The sequence below is a fragment of the Rhodococcus sp. NPDC127593 genome, from assembly GCF_042671975.1.
In the GTDB taxonomy this organism is placed as follows: Bacteria; Actinomycetota; Actinomycetes; order Mycobacteriales; family Mycobacteriaceae; genus Rhodococcus_F.
The window spans coordinates 158,013-178,831 of record NZ_JBHXWI010000004.1; the positions used below are offsets into that span (position 1 = coordinate 158,013).

Annotated in this window: 5 protein-coding genes and 1 tRNA gene; 4 read left to right on the plus strand and 2 right to left on the minus strand. The window is 69.0% G+C overall.

The window, feature by feature from the left end:
• Positions 1-75: 75 nt before the first annotated feature.
• The 3 genes from ACFVJ3_RS05015 (at position 76) to ACFVJ3_RS05025 (ending at position 18,608) form a co-directional block, all read left to right on the plus strand.
• Positions 76-16,851, plus strand: coding sequence for an amino acid adenylation domain-containing protein (locus tag ACFVJ3_RS05015; protein WP_378451010.1), 16,776 nt, complete (start codon positions 76-78; stop codon positions 16,849-16,851).
• Positions 16,852-17,013: 162 nt separating this feature from the next.
• Positions 17,014-18,360 (plus strand): lysine N(6)-hydroxylase/L-ornithine N(5)-oxygenase family protein, encoded by a 1,347-nt coding sequence (locus ACFVJ3_RS05020; protein WP_378451011.1) that lies wholly within the window; start codon positions 17,014-17,016, stop codon positions 18,358-18,360.
• A complete protein-coding gene (locus tag ACFVJ3_RS05025; RefSeq protein ID WP_005244517.1) occupies positions 18,357-18,608 on the plus strand; it encodes an MbtH family protein in 252 nt (83 codons plus the stop codon). Before ACFVJ3_RS05020 ends, ACFVJ3_RS05025 begins: the two co-directional genes overlap by 4 nt.
• 106 nt (positions 18,609-18,714) lie before the next feature.
• Here ACFVJ3_RS05025 and ACFVJ3_RS05030 read toward each other — a convergent pair whose 3' ends face one another.
• Both ACFVJ3_RS05030 and ACFVJ3_RS05035 read right to left on the minus strand, forming a co-directional pair.
• Positions 18,715-20,154 carry a threonine/serine exporter ThrE family protein gene (locus ACFVJ3_RS05030; protein ID WP_378451012.1) on the minus strand — a complete coding sequence of 480 codons (1,440 nt, stop codon included), beginning with the start codon at positions 20,152-20,154 and terminating at the stop codon, positions 18,715-18,717.
• A gap of 1 nt (position 20,155) precedes the next feature.
• Positions 20,156-20,536: a nuclear transport factor 2 family protein gene (locus tag ACFVJ3_RS05035; protein WP_378451013.1), complete on the minus strand. Its 381-nt coding sequence runs from the start codon at positions 20,534-20,536 to the stop codon at positions 20,156-20,158.
• Between the two features lie 72 nt (positions 20,537-20,608).
• Between ACFVJ3_RS05035 and ACFVJ3_RS05040 the strand changes: the two genes are divergently transcribed.
• A tRNA-Thr gene (locus ACFVJ3_RS05040) sits at positions 20,609-20,683 on the plus strand.
• The last annotated feature ends 136 nt before the right edge of the window (positions 20,684-20,819 follow it).

The window sequence follows — 20,819 nt, forward strand, 5'->3', positions numbered from 1 at the left end:
TAGTGGGTAGCCTAACCTAAACTCCTCGGGTGCCCGTCGTTGGACGGGCACTCTCGACGGACGATCGGATCACCCATGTCTCCGGACCACTCGGCGGCTGCTCGCCCTCAGACCATTTCGGCTGAGAGCGCTCCTTCCTCGGCTCTCTCCGCTTCGACGCGTGTCGCGTTGCCACTGACGGCCGCGCAGTCCGAGGTGTGGGTCGGACAGCAGTTGAACCCGGGCAGCCCGGTCTACAACCTCTCGCTCGTCGTCGAGGTCGCGGGCCGGATCGACCTGGACCGTGCCGCCGCGGCGATCCAGAAGACCGTCGAGCGGGCCGAAGCCCTGCACGTGCGTTTCGAGCGCAGCGCCGGCAACGAACTGCTGCAGGTGCCGACAGCTCCGCGCGGGTGGACGCTCGCTGTCGTGGACCTGGTCGGCGAAGAGGATCCCGAAGCGTCTGCGCGCGCGTGGATGGACCGCGACATGGCGACCGTGGTCGACGTCGAGAGCGACGAACCGCTGTTCCGGCACGCCCTGCTGCGCACCGGGGACGAGTCGGTGATCTGGTACCAGCGCTACCACCACAGCCTCATCGACGGATACGGCATCACCCTGCTCGTGGCCGACGTCGTCGATCGATACGACCACCCGGAACTCGAGACGTCCACGGCGCCGTGGCCCCTCGACACGCTCGTGGCGTCCGACCGCGACTACCGTGCGTCGACGCGCTTCGAGTCCGACCGCGACTTCTGGATCCAGCAGGTGATCGACGCACCGGAGCCGCCTCGGCTGCTCCCGCAGGTCGTCGACCACTCCGGGTCGCCGATCTCCGCCCTCGTCGAGATCGACGCGGACGATGCCGACGCGATCTACACCTTCGCCTCCGACGCCGGGATCAGGCGCACCCGGCTGCCGCTCGCCGCGGTCGTGGCGTACATCCACCGGTTCACCGGCCGCCGCGACCTCACGTTGTCGCTGCCGATGACGGCCCGGGTCGGACGCGAACTGCGTCGCATCCCCGGAATGTGCTCGACGATCCTGCCGCTCCGGGTGCAGGTCGATCCCGAGATGACGGTGGGCGAGCTCGCCACCCGAATCGACACGACGCTGATCTCGGTGCTGCGGCACGGGCGCTACCGCGGTGAGGACCTCGCCCGCGACCTGCGGTCGATCGATCCGGACCGTCAGATCTTCGGTCCCGGAATCAATTCCATGATGTTCGAGCACTCGCTGACGTTCGGCGGGTTCCCGGCGTGGGTGCGGGGTTCGGCCACCGGACCGGTCCGCGACCTCGATTTCTCCATCCGCGGTGGGCAGGATTCGGAGCCCATCCAGATCGATCTCCGGGCGCCGGCGGGTCTCGTGGCCGAGCTCGAGGAGCATCGCCGCAGGCTCGAGCACTTCGTCGGGCAGTTCGTCACCGACCCGTCGCAGCCCATTGCGTCGCTCGATCCGATGACCGAGGCCGAGCGCAGGCAGTTGCTGGTGGAGTTCAACGACACGGCGTCCCCGCAGGAATCGGTGACGGTTCCCGACCTGTTCCACGCTCAGGTGTCGCGGACGCCGGATGCCGAGGCCCTGATCGCCGGCGACATCCGGCTCACCTACCGGGAACTCGGGGAACGCGTCGCGCAGCTGTCCCATCACCTGCGCGCCCGCGGTGTCGAAGCGGAAACGGTTGTGGCGGTCGGTCTTCCGCGGTCGGCGGAAATGGTGATCGGACTGCTCGCCGTCATGTGTTCGGGTGGGGCGTTCGTGCCCCTCGACCCGTCGTGGCCGGAAGACCGCCGGATGTCGGTCCTCGCCGACGCCGGGGCCGCGCTCGTTCTCACCGGACCCGGCGGAGTCACCGACGCGGGGGAGCGGGCCGTGCCGGTCGACCTCGCGGCGTGGGCATACGCGGAGCAGTCCACCGAGCCGCCCGCGGTGACAGTGCAGGGTTCGCGGCTGGCGTATGTCATCTTCACGTCGGGTTCGACGGGTAGGCCCAAGGGTGCCATGATCCGCCACGAGGCCGTGTGCGCGCGACTGCTGTGGCAGCGCGACGACATCCTGGGGTTCGGGCCCGCGGACGCGTCGCTGTTCAAGGCGCCGCTGTCGTTCGACATCTCCGTGAACGAGATTCTGCTGCCCCTGGTGGCGGGTGGCCGGCTGGTGGTGGCCGAGCCCGGCGGGGAACGGGACCCGCAGTACCTGCTGGACCTGATCGCCCGCGAGTCGGTGACGTTCGTCTACCTCGTGTCGTCGATGCTGGACGTGCTGCTCGACCTGTCACGGGGCACGGATCGGCTGGCGGCGCTGAAGCACGTGTGGTGCGGCGGTGAGGTTCTCACACCGCGTCTGTTCGAGAGGTTCCGATCGCAGCTCGCCATCACGCTGTACCACGGCTACGGCCCTGCGGAGGCGACGATCGGGGTGTCGCATGTGATCTACCGGGAGGACGCCGCGCGGATCGCGACGTCGATCGGACGCCCGAACCCCAACACTCAGCTGTATGTGCTGGACGAACACCTGAACCCGGTGCCGCTCGGCACCGGCGGTGAGTTGTACGCCGGCGGATTCCTCCTCGGCCGCGGTTACGTGGACGCTCCGGGGCTCACGGCGTCCCGCTTCGTCGCCAACCCGTTCACGAATAACGGCTCCCGGTTGTATCGAACCGGTGACCTCGCACGGTGGGCGGCGGACGGTTCCCTCGACTTCCTCGGCCGCGCCGACAATCAGGTGAAGATCCGGGGCATGCGCCTCGAACTCGAGGACGTCGAGGCGGGCATCGTGTCGCATCCCGCCGTCCGGCACAGTGCCGTCGTCGTGCGGGAGACGCCCTCGGGGGCAAAGTATCTCGCGGCCTACGTCGTGGCGAAGCAGGATTCGGTACCGGACGTCGCCGAGCTGCGGGTCTGGGCGTCGTCGAAGCTGCCGGAGTACATGGTGCCGTCGGCGTTCGTCGTCCTCGATCGGTTCCCGCTCACCCCCAACGGAAAATTGGACCGGCGTGCGCTGCCCGAGCCGGATCTCGGCGCGGCAGGCGAGAACGTCGCACCCCGCACCGCTGCCGAGGAAACCCTGTGTGCGCTGATGGCGGGCGTCCTCGGGGTGGAGTCGGTGGGCGTCACCGACGACTTCTTCGCGTTGGGCGGCGACAGCATCGTCGCGATTCAGCTGGTCAACCACGCTCGGCGGGAGGGTCTTTCGATCAGCCCGCGGGAGATCTTCCAGCTCCGCACCGCCGAGGCGCTCGCCCGGGTCCAGGACGGCCGGACCGCGGCCGCCGTAGACTCCGACGACGTCGCCGTCGGTGACGTCCGCAGCACCCCGATCGTCGCCCGCACCGCGGAGCGGGGTGGCGAGATCGCCGCGTTCCACCAGTCGGTGCTCGTGCAGACTCCGGCCGCCCTCGACGAGCATGCCGCGAAGGCGGCCCTGGCAGCGGTACTCGAGCGGCACGACGCCCTGCGCGCGACGCTCGTCCGCGGCGACCGCTGGACGCTGTCCGTGCCGGAACCGTCCCCGGCGGCGGTCGACGGAATCCTGCGGGTCGTCGAATTCGACGGCAGCGCCGAGCAACTCGACGTCGAGACGCGGGCTGCCGTCGGCAGGCTCGACCCGGATGCGGGCACGATGGTGCAGGCCGTCCTCTTCTCCGCGGCCGACGGTCCCGGCCGGTTGTTGCTGATCGGCCACCACCTGGTGGTCGACGGGGTGTCCTGGCGCATCATTCTCGAAGACCTCGCCCGCGCGGGAACAGCTGTGGCGGCCGGGGGCGTCCCCGAACTCGCTCCGGTCGGAACGTCGCTGCGCCGCTGGTCCGAGCTGCTCGACGAGCAGACGCGGTCGGGTGCCTTCGACCACGAACTGTCCTTCTGGGCGGACGTGGCGACCACCGAAGACCCACTCCTCGGCTCACGTGCGCTCGACCCGGCCCTCGACCTCGCCGGCGACGCCGAAACCCTCACGGTGACATTGCCGCCGGAGTTCACCCGGCCGCTGCTCGCCACCGTGCCCGCAGCGTTCCACGGCCACGTCAACGACGCACTCCTCACCGGTGTCGCGGTGGCGCTGCAGAAGTGGCGAGACGGCGGGCCGGGCCCCGTGCTCCTCGATCTCGAGGGACACGGACGCGAGGAAGACCTCGTGCGCCGCAGCGGCGGACCCGCCCTCGACCTCTCCCGGACCGTCGGCTGGTTCACCACCGTCTACCCGGTGGTGCTCGACCCCGGTGCGGCGGTCGGCGAGACGGGAATCGCCGACGCCCTGAAGGCGGTCAAGGACCAGTTGCGCCGCATCCCGGGTTCCGGGTTCGGCTACGGCGCGTTGCGCTACCTCGGTGTCCCGACGCCGGAACTCGCGCACGCACCGACCCCGCAGGTGCTGTTCAACTACCTCGGGCGGGTGACGTCCGCGGAGGGCGTCGACTGGCTGCCCCGAGCCATGGGCGGCGCCGACGACCCGCGGATGCCGCTCGGACACGCCCTGGCGTTCGACGTGATCGCCGAGGACGGCGCCGACGGCCCCGTCCTGCGCACGACGCTGACGTGGGCGCCCGGTGTGCTCACCCGTGACGCCGTCGTCGCGCTCGCCGACGAGTGGACCGCAGTGCTGCGGGTGCTTGCCGGAATCGACCGTCTCGGCGGTCACACGCCTTCGGACTTCCCGCTCGTGTCGCTGACGCAGCCGGACGTGGACGCGCTGGCGGGGGCGGTCGACGTGCTTCCGTTGACACCGCTGCAGCAGGGCATCTACTTCCAGTCGGCGTTCGAGGACTCCGGCACGGATCCGTATGTGGTGCAGCAGGTGATCGAACTGACCGGGCCCGTCGACGCCGCGGCGTTGCACCGCGGGCTGCAGGCGGTCGTCGACCGGCACGCGGCCCTCCGCGTCGGCGTGCGGGCGGTCTCGGACGGCCGGGTGGTGCAAGTGGTCGGCGAGGACGTCCGCGTTCCGATGGAGGTGCTCGACCTGACCGGCGTCGCGGACCCGGAGCAGCGCGTGGAACAGGTGCTGGCGGCAGACCGGGCCCGGGGATTCGACTTCGGCCGCGACCCCCTGCTGCGTTACACGCTCGCGCGGGTGGCGTCCGGGGCGAGCGACGCGACGGAAAATGTGCCGCAGAAGTTCCTTCTGCTGCAGTCGATTCACCACATCGTCGCCGACGGGTGGTCGGTGCCGGTGATGTTGCGGGAACTCATGGCCCTCTACAGCGTCGAGGGGAAGCCGCTGGCACTGCCGACGCCCACGCCGTACCGGAGCTATCTCGAATGGCTGGGGGCGCGCGACCGTCAGGCGTCGCTCGCCGTGTGGCGGGACGCGCTCGCCGACGCCCCCGAGCCGGTGGAACTCCCGAAACCCTCGTCGAAGGGGGAGTCCGGGATCCGCAGTGTCCGGGCGGCACTGCCGTCGGACGACACCGCTGCGCTCTCCGCGGTGGGCCGGGCCCGCGGATTGACGCTCAGCACCCTCGTGCACGGCACGTGGGGTCTGGTCCTCGGCCGCCTCACCGGCCGGGAGGACGTGGTGTTCGGTTCGACGGTGTCGGGCCGCGGCGGGGACCTGCCCGGTATCGAGACCATGGTGGGCCTGTTCATCAACACCGTGCCCACCCGGCTGCGGTACCGGCCAACCGACACGGTGGCCGAGACCCTCGCCCGGTGGCAGCACGAGCAGTCGACGCTGCTCGATCACCAGCACCTCGGCCTGCCCGAGCTGCGCCGGGAAGCGGGACTGCAGAACCTGTTCGAGACGCTCGTCGTGTTCGAGAACTATCCGCTCGGCGACGGCGCGGTCGCGGATCCCACCGGTGCGGTGCAGTTGACCGGCATCCGCTTCGACGAGCACCCGCCGTACCCGATGACACTGATCGTCGTGCCCGGTGACGCGCTGACACTCGAGCTGAAGTACGACGCCGCCCGCATCGATGCGGCGACCGCGACCCGGTTCGCCGAGTCGACGGTGGCGTATCTCGCGGAGCTGACCCGGGACGTCGACCAGAACGTGTCGTCCGTTGCGCTGGCGTCGCGTGAGCCGATCGAGGCGGCACTGCGCGACGTCGAGGTGGAGTTCCCCGAGACGACGGTGACGGCACTGCTCGAGGAGCAGGCCGCACGGACACCCGAGGCGGTGGCCGTCGTGTTCGAGGACGAACACCTCACCTACGCCGAACTGCACGCGCGCGCCAACCGCCTCGCCCGGTTGCTCGTCGACCGCGGGGTGGCACCCGAGTCGAAGGTGGCGGTGGCACTGCCCCGTTCGCTGGACCTGATGGTGGCGCTCCTCGCGGTCGGGAAGGCGGGCGGCGCCTACGTTCCGCTCGACACCGGTTACCCCGCGGACCGGCTGGCGTACATGCTGGAGGACGCGGAACCGGTGTGCGTTCTCACCGACGGCACCGTGCCGTTCTCCGGGTCCGGCGTTCCGCAGGTCCGGGTGTCGGACGCCGACCGGTTCTCGCCCGAGCCGCTGACCGGTGTCGCGCTCACGCCGCAGCACCCCGCCTACGTGATCTACACGTCGGGCTCGACGGGACGGCCCAAGGGGGTCGTCATACCGCACGCCGGCATCGTCAACCGTCTGCTGTGGGTTCAGCTGTTCCGGCCGATCACCCCTTCGGACAACGTGTTCCAGAAGACGCCGTCCAGCTTCGACGTGTCGGTGCTGGAATTCTTCGGGCCGCTGCTCGCCGGGGCGACTCTCGTGCTGGCGCGGCCGGACGGCCACAAGGACCCGGCGTACCTCGCCGACGTCATCATCCGGCAGTCGATCACGCGCGTGCATTTCGTGCCCTCGATGCTCGAGGTGTTCCTCGCCGAACCCGCCGCGGCGCGGTGCACCGGGCTCCGGATCATCTCGTGCAGCGGTGAGGCGCTTCCCGTGGCATCCGCGCGGCGCGTCGCCGAACTCCTGCCGGGAGTGGAACTCGACAACCTCTACGGTCCGACCGAGGCGTCGGTCGACGTCAGTTACGCCGCATCGGTGCAGGGAATCGACGCGTCCGCGCCGTCCGTGCCGATCGGCCTGCCGACGTCCAACACCGGCCTGTACGTCCTCGATCGGTACCTGCAGCCGGTGCCCGCGGGCGCTGCCGGTGAGCTCTACCTGTCGGGACCACAGCTGGCCCGCGGCTACCTGGGCAGGCCCGGGTTGAGCGCCGAGCGTTTCGTCGCCGATCCGTTCTCCCGCACCGGGTCCCGCATGTACCGCACCGGTGACGTCGCCCGGGTCGACGCCGACGGTGCGGTCGAATACCTCGGCCGAGTCGACGATCAGGTGAAGTTGCGCGGCTTCCGCATCGAACTGGGCGAGATCGAAGCCCAGATGGCCGCCTGCCCCGGAGTGCGGCAGGCCGCCGCCGTCGTGCGCACGGACCGGCCCGGTCAGCAACAGCTGGTCGGGTACGTCGTCGGGGACGCCGACGTCGACGACGTCCGTGCGCGCCTGGCCGCGGCCCTGCCGGAGTTCATGGTGCCCGTCGCGTTCGTGAACGTGCCCGAGTTCCCGCTCGGCCCCAGCGGGAAGCTGGACCGCAAAGCGCTTCCCGCGCCTGACTTCGCGGCGCAAATGACTTCGGGCCAGGCAACCTCCGCGCCGGTCGTGGCGAGCGGACCGGCAGTGGTGCTGGCCGCCCACTACGCCGAGGTTCTCGGTCTCGGGGCCGTCGGCGTGGACGACGACTTCTTCGCGCTCGGCGGCGACAGCATCCTCGCCATCCGACTGGTGAATCTCGCTCGCCGGGAGGGAATCACCGTCACCCCGCGGCAGATCTTCGAGCAGCGGACGCCGGCCGCGCTCGCGCGACTGGTCGCGGCCACCGTCGTCGCGCCGGCCCCGCGCGTGGAGGATTCGGGCACCGGCGTCCTGTCGCCCCTGCCGGTGGTCCATCGTCTGTCCGAATGGAGCGGCGGAAAGAACCGCTTCAACCAGGCCGTTCTGCTCCACACGCCGCCGGGCACCAGTGCCACCGTCCTGACGGCCGCCCTGCACTCGGTGATCGGTCATCACGACGGCCTGCGGCAGAAGCTCACCCGGCACGCACCGGGTGTGTGGTCGCTCGAGATCACCGAATCCGCGGACCTGGAACTGCGTCGTGTCGACGTCACCGGACTCGACGCCGCCGCGCTGCGCGAGAGCGTGGCAGCAGAATCCGACGCCGCGACCGACCGGCTCGACCCCGACGACGGCACCATGCTGTCGGCGGTGTGGTTCGACGCCGGCCCGCAGGAGCTGGGCAGGCTCCTGCTCGTCGCACACCATCTGGTGATCGACGGGGTGTCGTGGCGGACGCTGATCGAGGATCTCGCGATGGCATGGGTGGCGGCCGACAGCGGCCAGGACGCGGCGCTCGACCCGGTGCCCACGTCGCTGCGCGGATTCGCCCGCATCGTCACCGAGCAGGCGCAGGACCCCGCCCGGCTCGCCGAACTCGACCACTGGCTGCGCGTCACCGAACCGGGTGCCGATCTGGTGCCCGACACCGACGGGCACGCGGTCGTGAGCAGCGGCGCACGGCGGTCGGTAGTCCTGGACCCGCATCTCACAACGGCGCTGCTGACCACCGTTCCCGCCGTGGTCGGCGCCGACGTCACCGATGTGCTGCTCGCGGCGCTGCGCCTGTCGGCCGACCGGTGGCTCGCCGGCCGTGGACGCGAGAACGACCTGCTGGTGGACCTCGAGCGGCACGGCCGAGAAGAACTCGCCGAGGGTGTGGATCTCTCCCGGACCGTCGGCTGGATCACCAACGTCACCCCCGTCCGGTTGCGCAGCCGGACGGGCGCACTCGAGACGCTCAAGGACGTCAAGGAACAGCTGCGCGGTGCCCCCGACGGCGGCATCGGCTACGGCATGCTGCGGTACGTCAACGCGCGCACCGCTGGCCTTCTGGCGGCACGGGCGGAATCGCAGGTGCTGTTCAACTACCTGGGCCGCATGCCGCACGCGGTGCCCGGACCCTGGACGCCCGCGGTCGAATCCGACTCGCTGGCAACCGATCCCGATGCCGATCTCGGTGGCCCCTACCGGCTGGTGATCAACGCCCTGTCCGAGGAGTCCGAGCGGGGCACCGAACTGCAGGCCGTCTTCGCCTGGTCGGAGGCAGACCTGAGCGAGGCCGAGGTCCTCGCGTTGAGCGACGGCTGGGTGGCCGCGCTTCGTGAACTGGCCGACGCCGCCGGAGAACACGACGGACCGGCGATGCTCACGCCGTCCGACCTTCCCCTCGTGGGGCTGACGCAGGAGGAGATCGACCGGATCGTCGAGGCGAGCCCGAGCGGGGTCGACACGGTGCTGCCGCTGTCGCCGCTGCAGGAGGGTCTCTACTTCCAGGCCGGGTTCGACTCCGGCGCCGACATCTACACGGCACAGTTCTCACTCGACTTCGCGCACCGCCTCGACACCGACAGGCTCGCCGCCGCGCTGCGCACCCTGCAGCGACGCAACCCCACGCTGCGAGCGGGATTCGTCAGTGCAGGCCTGCCTGCGCCGGTGCAGTTCTTCGGCGCCGGGCTGGACGTGCCCATCACCGAGTTCGACCTGCGGGAACTCGAGGATCCCGAACGCGCGTCCTACGCCGAACAGCTGACCGCGCAGGACCGGCTGACACCGTTCGACCTCACCTCCCCGCCGCTGTGGCGGGCAATGGTGTTGCGGCTCGACGACTCCCACGACCGACTGGTGATCAACCGGCAGTTCCTGCTCTGGGACGGATGGTCCAACGGCCTCGTCGTCGGCCAGCTGCTCGCCCTCTACGAATCGGGTGGCGACGACTCCGGGTTCGCCGCCCCGGAAGGATCTTTCGAGGACTACCTGCAGTGGCTGGCCACCCGCGACGCGGACGCCGCGCAGTCGGCATGGACCGGCGCGCTCGGCGGCCTCGACGAACCGACGCTGCTGGCCGCGACGGTCGCGGGGGAGCCGCAGCCGCCGCAGCGCCGGGACGCGGTGCTGTCCGAGGAACTGAGCGAACGGCTTCGTGCCGGTGCCCGCGGTGCCGGTGTCACGTTCAACGCGGTGCTGAACGCCGCGCTGGCCGTCGTGCTCGGGATCGAGACCGGACGCCGGGACCTCGTGTTCGGCACCACCGTGGCCGGACGTCCACCGGAGGTCCCGGGCATCGACGCGGTGGCCGGAATGTTCCTCAACACCGTCCCCGTCCGGACGACGCTGCGCGCCGACGAGACCGTCACCGATCTGCTCCGGCGAACCCAGTCGGAGCGGTTGGCGCTGACCCCGTACGACTACCTCGGGCTTGCCTCCATCCAGAGGGTGTCCGAGCACCGGCAGCTGTTCGACGTGCTGTACGTGCTGCAGAACTTCGTGGACGAGAAGCAGGTGTCGGCGCTCAATGCGGCGCACGACATCAGCGGCGGCGACAGCATCGATCACACGCACTACCCGGTCACGGTCGTCGTGACGCCGGGCGCGAGCGTGAAGGTGAAGTTCGAGTTCCACCCCGAGAAGATCGCGGAGTCGCGGGTCGAACGCATGCTGTCGCGGTACCTGACCGTGCTCGAGGAATGGTCCACCGACCTGTCCGGTGTGGTCGGCGGAATCGCCGGTGCCGCAAAGCCTGTGCCGGTCGAGTGGAAGGCCCTGCCCGACGCGACCATCGCCGATCTGTTCGCCGACGCGGCCCGCGGCCGGCCGGACGAGACGGCCCTGGTGTTCGGGGACCGCACCGTGAGCTACGCCGAACTCGATTCGGATGTGAACCGGATGGCCCGGCTCCTGCTGGCCCGCGGCGCGGGCCCGGAACGGATCGTCGCACTCGCACTGCCGCGGTCGGTGGAGATGGTGACCGCGCTGTTCGCCGTGCTGCGCACCGGATCCGCGTATCTGCCGCTCGAACTGGACCACCCCGCCGAGCGGCTCGTCGCGATGCTCGACGACGCGCGTCCGACGGTCCTGGTCACCACGTCGGAGGTCGACGGAACGCTCGCCGCTGCGACGGTCGACACGCTGACCGTCGACACCCTGGATTTCGGCGCGGTCGCGTCCGCACCGTTGTCGGAGGCCGAACTCGGCGGTTTCGCGCCCGGAGCCCCCGGGCGCCTGGACCATCCGGCGTACGTCATCTACACGTCCGGGTCCACGGGCAAGCCGAAGGGCGTGGTCACCCCGTACCGCGGCCTGACCAACATGCAGTTCAACCACCGCGAGGCGATCTTCGAACACGTCGTGACCGCGGCGGGCGGTCGGCGACTGCGCATCGCGCACACCGTGTCGTTCGCGTTCGACATGTCGTGGGAGGAACTGCTGTGGCTGGTGGAAGGCCACGAGGTCCACATCTGCGACGAGGACCTGCGGCGTGACGCCGAAGCGCTCGTGGCCTACTGCGACACCCACGCGATCGACGTCGTCAACGTGACGCCGACCTACGCGCAGCACCTGATCGAGGAGGGTCTGCTCGACGACGGTCCGGGGCGGCACCGGCCGCCGCTCGTACTGCTCGGCGGCGAGGCGGTGTCGGATTCGGTGTGGAACCGGTTGCGCGACACGGACGGTACGTGCGGGTACAACCTGTACGGTCCCACCGAGTACACGATCAACACACTCGGTGCCGGCACCGCCGACAGCGCGACACCCACCGTCGGCACCCCGATCTGGAACACGTCCGCCTACGTGCTGGACGCGTGGTTGCGTCCGGTTCCGGACGGTGTTCCCGGCGAGCTGTACATCTCCGGGGTCGGGTTGGCGCGCGGCTACCTCGACCGGTTCGCGCTGACGGCGGAGCGGTTCGTCGCCGACCCGTTCCGGGAATCCGTACGTATGTATCGGACGGGCGATCTCGTCCGCCGAGGCGAGGACGGGAGTCTCGATTTCCTCGGCCGCACCGACGATCAGGTGAAGATCCGCGGTCACCGGGTGGAACTCGGCGAAATCGCATCCGCGCTCGAAGCTTTGGACGACGTTCGCCAGGCCGTCGTCGTCGTCGATTCGGGCGCGGGTGGTTTCACACGGCTCGTCGGCTACGCCGTCGTGAGTACTTATCAACCGCGGGACGTTAACAAGTACTCACAGGCGCTGCGCGCAACGTTGCCGGACTACATGGTGCCCGCCGCGGTCATCGAGGTCGACAGCCTGCCCATGACGGTGAACGGCAAACTCGACGTGAAGGCGCTGCCGTCGGCGGACGACGTGCTCGGCCGCAGCGGCGGCGCGCGCACGGAACCGCGCACCGACCCAGAACGGGTGCTGTCCGCGTTGTTCGGTGAGATCCTCGGCGTCCCCGCCCCCGGGGTCGACGACGACTTCTTCGACCTCGGCGGTCATTCGTTGCTGGCCACCAGGCTGATCAGCCGGGCACGGGCCGCGCTCGACACCGACCTCACCATGCGCGACCTGTTCGAGGCACCGACGGTCGCCGAACTCGCCGCCCGGATCGGCGACGACACCGCTTCGACGCGTCCGGTGCTGGTGGCCAGGCCACGTCCCGAGCATCTGCCGCTCTCCGCTGCACAACAACGGCTGTGGCTCCTACAGCAGATGGAAGGCGCGTCAGGTCGGGATGGGGCGGGCCCCGCCGTCGCGTACAACTTCCCGATCGTCCTGCGACTGCAGGATGCACTGGACCCCGGGTTGTTCGAGCAGGCGCTGACCGACGTCGTATCGCGACACGAATCGCTGCGAACGGTGTTCGAGGAGCACGACGGTGAACCGGTGCAGGTGATCCTGGACGATGCCCGCCCCGACGTCGCGGTGGTGGACGGCACCGAGGCCGATCTGGTCCGGCTCGTCACCGAGACCGTCGGCCGCCCGTTCGACCTGGCGACGGAGATCCCGGTGCGCGCGAGCCTCATCCGGGTCGCGGACGAACAGGTGCTGGCCATCGTGTTGCACCACATCGCCACCGACGAATGGTCGGACCGCCCGTTCCTGCGGGACCTGATGACGGCGTACACCGCTCGCGCGCAGGGCTCGGAACCGGCGTGGGAGCCGCTCGACGTGCAGTACGCCGACTACACGCTGTGGCAGCGCGACGTTCTGGGTGATCCGCAGGACCCGTCCAGCCTCGTCAGCCGCCAACTCGACTACTGGGCGAAGACTCTCGACGGGGCGCCGGAGGAGTTGGTGCTCCCCACCGATCGCACCCGTCCGGCGCGGCCCAGTTTCGCCGGCGGTGCGATCGAGACGACGCTCGACGCCGCGACGACACGGGCCCTGCGCTCGCTCGCGCGGACGTCGGGCACCAGCATGTTCATGGTGCTGCACGCGGCGTCGGCGGCGTTGCTGCACCGTCTCGGTGCGGGCGACGACCTGCCGATCGGTGCGCCGGTCGCCGGTCGCAGCGAACAGGGTCTCGACGACCTGATCGGATTCTTCGTCAACACCGTGGTGTTGCGGACGGACGTGTCGGGCAACCCCACGTTCGACCAGCTGCTGGCACGGGTCCGCGACACCGACCTGGCGGCCTTCTCGCATGCGGACGTCCCGTTCGAAACCGTCGTGGAGAAAGTGAATCCGGCGCGGACCCTGGCCCGGAACCCGTTGTTCCAGGTGATGGTCGGCTACCACAGCCGGACGTCCGATTCGGCGCTCGCACCCGGACCGGCCCTCACCCCGGTGGCGTTCGAGGAACGTACGGCCAAGTTCGACCTGGTGTTCAACTTCACCGAGTATCTCGACGACGACCGGGTCGAACTGCGCCTCGAATACGGTTCGGACCTGTTCGACCGGGCCACCGCGGAGAAGATCGCGCGCAGGCAGGTCGTGGTGCTGGGCGCCGTCGCGTCCGACTCGGGTCGCGCGGTCGGCGACCTCGACGTGTTCCTCGGCGACGAACGTGAACTGGTGGTGTGCGGGTTCAACGACACCGCGCACCCGGTGGCGGAGGAGACGTTCTACGAGGCGTTCGCGCGCCACGTGGCGGCGACCCCTGACGCCGTGGCCGTCGTCGACACCGACGGTGAGGTGACGTACGCGGAACTGAGTGTTCGCGCCGACCGTGTCGCCGCACTGCTGCATCGCCGCGGGGTCTCCGTCGAAGACGTTGTGGGACTCGCGGTCCCGAGGTCGGCGCAGATTGTCGCGGTCGTGCTCGGGGTGCTGAAACTCGGGGCGGCGTACCTACCGCTCGACCTGAACCACCCGTCCGACCGCATCTCCTACATGCTCACCGACTCCGCCGCGCGGGTGCTGGTGACCACGGTGGGGGAGAGCCCGCGCATCGCGGAGGACGGCGGCCTCACACGCGTTCTCCTCGACGACGCGGCCGTCGTCGCGGAACTCGAGAGCGGGCCCGCCCTGCAGGTGCCGCGGCCCCCGCAAGGCCTGGACCACGCCGCGTACGTCATCTACACGTCGGGCTCCACCGGTAAACCCAAGGGCGCGATCCTCACTCACGACGGGATTCCCAGTCTCGTCGCGACCGCCGAACAGCGGATGAAGCTCGTTCCGGGTTCGGTGGTGATGCAGTTCGCCTCGATCGGATTCGACGTCGCGGTCTTCGAGTTGTCGATGGCACTGTGCACGGGGTCCCGCCTGGTCATCGTGCCCGACGAGTCCCGCGTCGCCGGACCGGAACTCACCGATTTCATGACCGCACACGCCGTGACGCACGCGATCATTCCGCCGTCCCTGCTGGCGGCGCTGCCGACGGGATGCGACGTCCCCGAGGGCTGCACCGTGCTGGTGGGCACCGAGACCGTGCCGCCGGAACTGATCGGACGCTGGGCGGAACGGCTCAACCTGCTGGCCGCATACGGTCTCACCGAGGCCACCGTCAACAACACGTTGTGGCAGGCGCAGCCCGGATGGAACTCGGCTGTGCCGATCGGCATCCCCGATCCCAACGAACAGGCGTACGTCCTCGACGACCGCCTGCAACCGGTGCCGCCGGGAGTGGCGGGCGAGTTGTACATCGCCGGACGCGGACTGGCGCGCGGATATCTCGGCCGGCCCGACCTCACGTCGGCGCGGTTCGTGCCCAGCCCCTTCGGCGACGCGGGCACCCGGATGTACCGGACCGGCGACCGGGCGCGCTGGCGGGCCGACGGCAACATCGACTTCCTCGGACGCGTCGACGACCAGGTGAAGATCCGTGGATTCCGCATCGAACTCGGCGAGATCATCGCGGCCCTCGGAAGCCATCCGGCGGTGAAGCAGTCGGCGGTCGTCGCGGACCGGTCCGGCGACATCGTCCGGCTCGTGGGCTATGTGACACCGGCCGACGGTCACGGAGCCGGGCAGATCGATCCGCAGGCGGTGCGGGAACACGCCGCATCGCGGTTGCCCGACTACATGGTGCCGACTCTCGTGGTCGTGCTGGACGGCGACCTCCCGTTGACACCCAACGGCAAACTCGACCGCAAGGCGCTTCCGCTGCCGGACTGGTCGGCCTTGACCGGGGACGGCACGCCGCAGACGCCGGAGCAGAAGGAGATCGCCGCAGCGTTCGCCGACATCCTGCACCTGCCGTCGGTGGGCATCCACGACAACTTCTTCGACCTCGGCGGCAACTCCATGGCGTCGATGCGGTTGGTGGGACGGATCCGCGGGCGGTTCGCCGTCGACGTCGGTATCCGGGACGTGTTCGACAGTTCCACGGTGGCCGAACTCGCCGCGATCGTCGCGGGGGCCTCGTCCACCGGAAGGCCGATGCTGACGGCGGCGCACCCGAGGCCGGAGGTGCTCCCGTTGTCCGGGCCGCAACGCCGGTTCTGGAAGCAGTTCCGGGCGGCCGGCGCCGAGGCGCGGGCCAGTCACGCGCTGTCGCTGCAGCTTCGCGACACCGTCGACCCCGAGATCCTGGCGCAGGCTCTCGACGACGTCACGTCCCGGCACGAACCGCTGCGGACCGTGTACGTGGAGGCCGAGGGCACCGTCGTCGCGCAGGAAGCGGTGCGGCCCGCCCTCGAACTCGTCGACGTCGGGGACGGAGACGTGCACCGCACGGTCTTCGAATTGGCGCAGGAACCCCTCGATCTCACCGAGCACGCACCGCTCCGGGTGCATCTCGTGACCGGCGCCGACGGCACCCAGGCGTTGCTTCTCGCGATGCACTACATCGCCGTCGACGAGTGGTCCGTGGTGCCCTTGCTCGGAGATCTGATGGGCGCATACGCCGCGCGCTCGCACGGCGAGGAACCCGCGTGGGAACCGCTGCCCGTCGGATACGCCGACTACGTCGTGTGGTCGCAGGCACTCGTCGGCGAGCCCGGGGACCCGGACAGCCGTCGGTCGCGTCAGCTCGATTACTGGCGGGAGACGCTGGACGGCATGCCGTCCCGGCTCGAACTGCCCGCCCCGGCCGTTCGCGGACCGCGGACGGCGGAGATCGTGCCGGTCGAGATCGACGCGGAACTCCACAGCGCGGTCGAGAAGTTCGCGAGCGACACGGGCACCAGCCTGTTCATGGTGTTGCAGGCCGCACTCGCCACCGTGCTGACACGGCACGGCGCCGGCACGGACATTCCGCTGGGGTCACTCGTCGCGGGACGCACGGAGGAGGCGCTGGACGCGCTGGTCGGCTGCTTCTTCAATATCGTTCTGTTGCGAACGGATACGAGCGGGGACCCAGATCCCGTGGAGTTGCTGCGGCGTATCCGCACCTCGAATCTCGACGCGCTGGACAACCAGGACGTGGCGTTCGCCGACGTCGTGGAGGCAATCGGCGAGACGCCGGTGCTGCGTCCGCAGATCATGCTCGTTCATCACGAGCAGGCCAGGCTCGGTCATCTCGACGCACTGGGCGGCCTGATGCCGGTGCCGGTGGGTGTTCCGGATTCGGACCTGACACTGAGCTTCTACGAGCCGATCGGTGACGGACCCGTCCACGCGTATTTCTCGTTCTCCTCGGATGTGCTGGACGCCGAGAAGGTCTGTGGCTGGGCGTCGGAGTTGTCTTCGCTGGTCACCGCATGGGCGGAAGGACCCCGATGATCAAGAGTGATCTAGATCGCAGTTCCGGGGCGGAGTTCGCCGCCGCGGGGGCCGGAAGTACTTGGTACTGTGCTGGAAATAAGGATAGGCTTCACTATCTTTTCGGAAGGCAGACGGCGGCTGGGTCGGGTGCGGCGCGGCGTCGAGGACGGACAACGAGCTATGAGTGAATCGCCGGAAACGGTCGGTACAGATCTCCCAGTGCGAGATGTCGTGGGTGTCGGATTCGGTCCCGCCAACCTCGCCCTGGCCATTGCCATCGAGGAACACAATGCGAAGTGCCCCCCGCGCGAGCGGATCAGCGCGCAGTTCTTCGAGAAGCAGGATCGGTTCGGGTGGCATCCCGGGATGCTTCTCGACGGCGCGACGATGCAGATCGCGTTTCCCAAGGACCTGGTGACATTCCGGAATCCGCGTAGCGCGTTCACCTTCTTCAATTACCTTTTCGATCAGGGTCGCCTCGTCGACTTCGTCAATCACCAGACGTTCTTTCCGACTCGTCACGAGTTTCACGACTACCTGCAGTGGGCGGCACGCCGAGTGGACGCCGACGTGCGATACGGCACGGCGGTGGAGACCGTACGCGGAATCCGCGGCGACGACGGGGTGATCGACCGTTTCGCGGTCCGCGCCGCCGACGGCAGCACGGTGATCGCGCGCAACGTGGTGATGGGCGCCGGTCTGCGGGAACGAATCCCCGAGTGGGCCAACCCCTCTGCGCGGTGCTTCCACAACCACCAGTTCCTGTTCCGGCTCGGCGAGATGCCGGCCCCGGTCCACCATCGGTTCGTCGTCCTCGGGGCAGGCCAGAGCGCCGCCGAGATCGTGCAATACCTGCACGGAAACTACCCCGAAGCCGAAGTCCACAGCGTCTTCTCGCGCTACGGCTACAGCCCGGCCGACGACAGTCCGTACGCCAACCGCATCTTCGATCCGGAGGCCGTGGACGATCTGCACGGTGCCCCGGAAGAGGAGCGACTGCGATTGCTGGATGTCCATAGGAGTACTAACTATTCGGTGGTCGACATCGAGCTCATCAACGAGCTCTACGCCACCGAATACCAGGAACGCGTGCGTGGGCGTCGCCGCCTCTTCATGCGCCGCGCCTCGGAGATCATTGCCGTCGACGAGACTTCGGACGGAATCGAGGTGGCTGTCCGCAGCGGTGTGGACGGACTCACCGACACTCTCGCTTGCGACGCACTGATTCTGGCCACCGGTTTCACTCCCGCACCCCTCGAGCCTCTGCTCGGCGATCTCGCGCCGAACACCCACCCGCCGCGTGAAGTGGACCGAGATTACAGATTGGCGGTTTCACCGGACGTCACAGCGGGAATCTATCTGCAGGGCGGCACGGAGAAAACGCACGGAATCACGTCGTCGCTCCTGTCGAACGTTGCCGTGCGGGCGGGAGAGATCGTTACATCTGTCGTAACAAGGCGTGGCCGCAACGGCACGCTTGCTAGTCTGAACGCACAGGACACGTATGCGACAAGCGAGGCGAGATGAGCACCAATCCATTCGATGACGAAGAAGGCCGCTTCTACGTGCTGGTGAACGATGAGGACCAGCACTCACTGTGGCCCACGTTCTCTGAGGTGCCGGCAGGCTGGCGCGTGGTTTTCGGCGAGGAAAGCCGGGCCGCGTGCCTCGAGTACGTGGAGAAGAACTGGACCGACATGCGGCCGAAGAGCCTGCGTGAGGCCATGGAGGCCGACGAGAAGTCGGGCGGACGGCACAGCGTCGACAAGAGCTGACCTCCCCGGCGCCGCGTTTCGGCGTCGATGTGCCGGGACGACCGTCCGGTGAGACACCGGCGGTCGTACCCGGCAGACGGCCGGGAGGCCGTCACCTGAAACTGCCTCAGGCCGCCTTCTGCGTGTGTGTTTCGACCGGCTTCCGCCGCCTCGTCTTGAAGACGGGGCGGCGGATGTCGTCTGTGCGACGCAGGATGCGGGGCCTCCGCAGGGTCCGGGCGATCCATTCGCCGAGCGTGACGCCGGCCGCGAGCGCGCAACCGATACCGAACGCCGCGAGCAGCGAGCTCAGTCCGAGCACCACTTCGTTGTTGAGCAGGGCGTACAGACCCCGGTACAGAGACAGGCCCGGAAGCAGTGGCGTGATACCCGCCACCACGACGACCAGCGGCGGCGTGAGCGCGCGGCGGGCCATCAGACCACCGGCGAAGCCGACCACGGTGGCGGCGAGTGCCGAACCGATGATCGGGCCGATGCCGAACTGGTGCGCCACCATGTAGACGAGCGCGCCGGCCGCGCCACCGAACCACGCGGCCGTGAGGGCGCGCTGCTCGGCGTAACAGGCCAATGCATAGAACATCGACGCGAAAGCGCCCGACATCACCAGCACGGGTAGTTGCACGAGTTCCGTGATCTCGACGTTGACGGGTGGCAGGGTCGAACCCAGCACGCCGGTCAGACGCAACGAGATGGCCACACCGGCGATGATGCCGCCGGTCATCATGACCACTTCGAAGAATCGCGCCGCCGCCGTGATCGGTGCTCCCGTGATGGCGTCCTGCACGGAACCGACCAGCGACAGCCCGGACAACAGCACCACCACACCGGCCGAAATGATCTGCGAGGGTCTGATCTCGACACCCAGCTGATCCTGGAAGGTGTAGAGCGTCGCCGCCGGGGTCGCCGCCACCAGACCGCCCGCCACCTGCTGGAAGAAGAACGGCAGACCGATGCGGTTGAGGACGCGGTTGACCCGGTAGATCACCATCGTCGTCAGGAAGGCGACGGATGCGACCAGCACCCCACCGCCCATCAACACGGAGACCGACGCGGCCATGGACGCCCAGGCGAGCGTCGCGATCCAGCGGTTGTACGGGTGCGGCGCCGTTGTGACCGCGGTCAGGGCCTCGTGCGCCTCGCTGGGGGTGACGGCTTCCCGGCGGATACGCCGGGTGAGCCGGTCGACCGCCGCGAGCCGGGTGAAGTCCATCGAGCGGTAATGCACGATCCGCATGGTGCTCGCCGGCGGGAGGGTGGGCCCGCGGTACGCGGACAGCACGATGGAGTTGTACGTGACATCCACATCGCATTGGGCGAGGCCGTACGTGGCGGCGATGAACTGCACCTGCTCGGCGGTGTCCATTGCACCGGTGCCCGAGGCGAGGAGCACTTCACCGACTCGCACGGCGAGGTCGAGTACTTCGGCGACGACCGCATCGTCGGTGAGGTCGATCGGCTGCAGCGGTGTGGGTGCAGCGGTGACCGCATCGACCGTTGCGCGACGGTCGCCTGTGAGACGTTGGAGGGATTCTGTGAGCTTGGCCATACTACGTGTCGGAGACAAGGTCTTTCTCGGTCAAATCGGTAGCGGAGAGTGCAGACTCGAGTGTCTCGTGGCGGAACGTGGAGATGACCTGATCGTGGACGACACGGAATGCAGAGGCCAGGATACGCGTCTCTTCGGGGTCCGTGGCCCACGCGGCCTGCTGTTCGACCACCAGCACCCCGTCGTAGTAATACATTCGCTGCGGAATCAGCGTGACGCCCGCGGTAGACGCCCATTCCCGCAGCGCCGCCAGGCCCTGGGTGGCACCCTGCGGCCCACCCATCTCGATGTCGTCGCTCGACAGCGACAGCAGAGTGTCGATGTCGCCGGAGTTGAGGGCGTCGTGCCAAGCGAGGACAGTGGCGATCTCCGAGGTACTCATGGCTCCAACGCTATCCAATGTGGGCGGAAGTAGCCGACGTTCCTGCAATGGATATGATGGGCGCGCGTGTCCGCCTCCTTAGCTCAGTGGTAGAGCACTCGCCTTGTAAGCGAGCGGTCGTCAGTTCAATCCTGACAGGAGGCTCCACCGCGGAATTGCCTCCGCACACAGTGGGGCCCCCTCCCCCCCGGCCGGGGGCCCCGGGGTTTGCCCCCCCCCCACCCCAGGGGGGGGCGGTGGTGACCCCGGGGGGCCGGGCGACCCCCCCCCCCGGCCAGTACCA

What these genes read in the sequence shown, in the direction of transcription:
- ACFVJ3_RS05025 (WP_005244517.1), top strand. Translation starts at nt 18,357, where the DNA reads ATGAGCACCAATCCATTCGATGACGAAGAAGGCCGCTTCTACGTGCTG.
- ACFVJ3_RS05020 (WP_378451011.1), top strand. Translation starts at nt 17,014, where the DNA reads ATGAGTGAATCGCCGGAAACGGTCGGTACAGATCTCCCAGTGCGAGAT.
- ACFVJ3_RS05030 (WP_378451012.1), bottom strand. Translation starts at nt 20,154, where the DNA reads ATGGCCAAGCTCACAGAATCCCTCCAACGTCTCACAGGCGACCGTCGC.
- ACFVJ3_RS05035 (WP_378451013.1), bottom strand. Translation starts at nt 20,536, where the DNA reads ATGAGTACCTCGGAGATCGCCACTGTCCTCGCTTGGCACGACGCCCTC.
- ACFVJ3_RS05015 (WP_378451010.1), top strand. Translation starts at nt 76, where the DNA reads ATGTCTCCGGACCACTCGGCGGCTGCTCGCCCTCAGACCATTTCGGCT.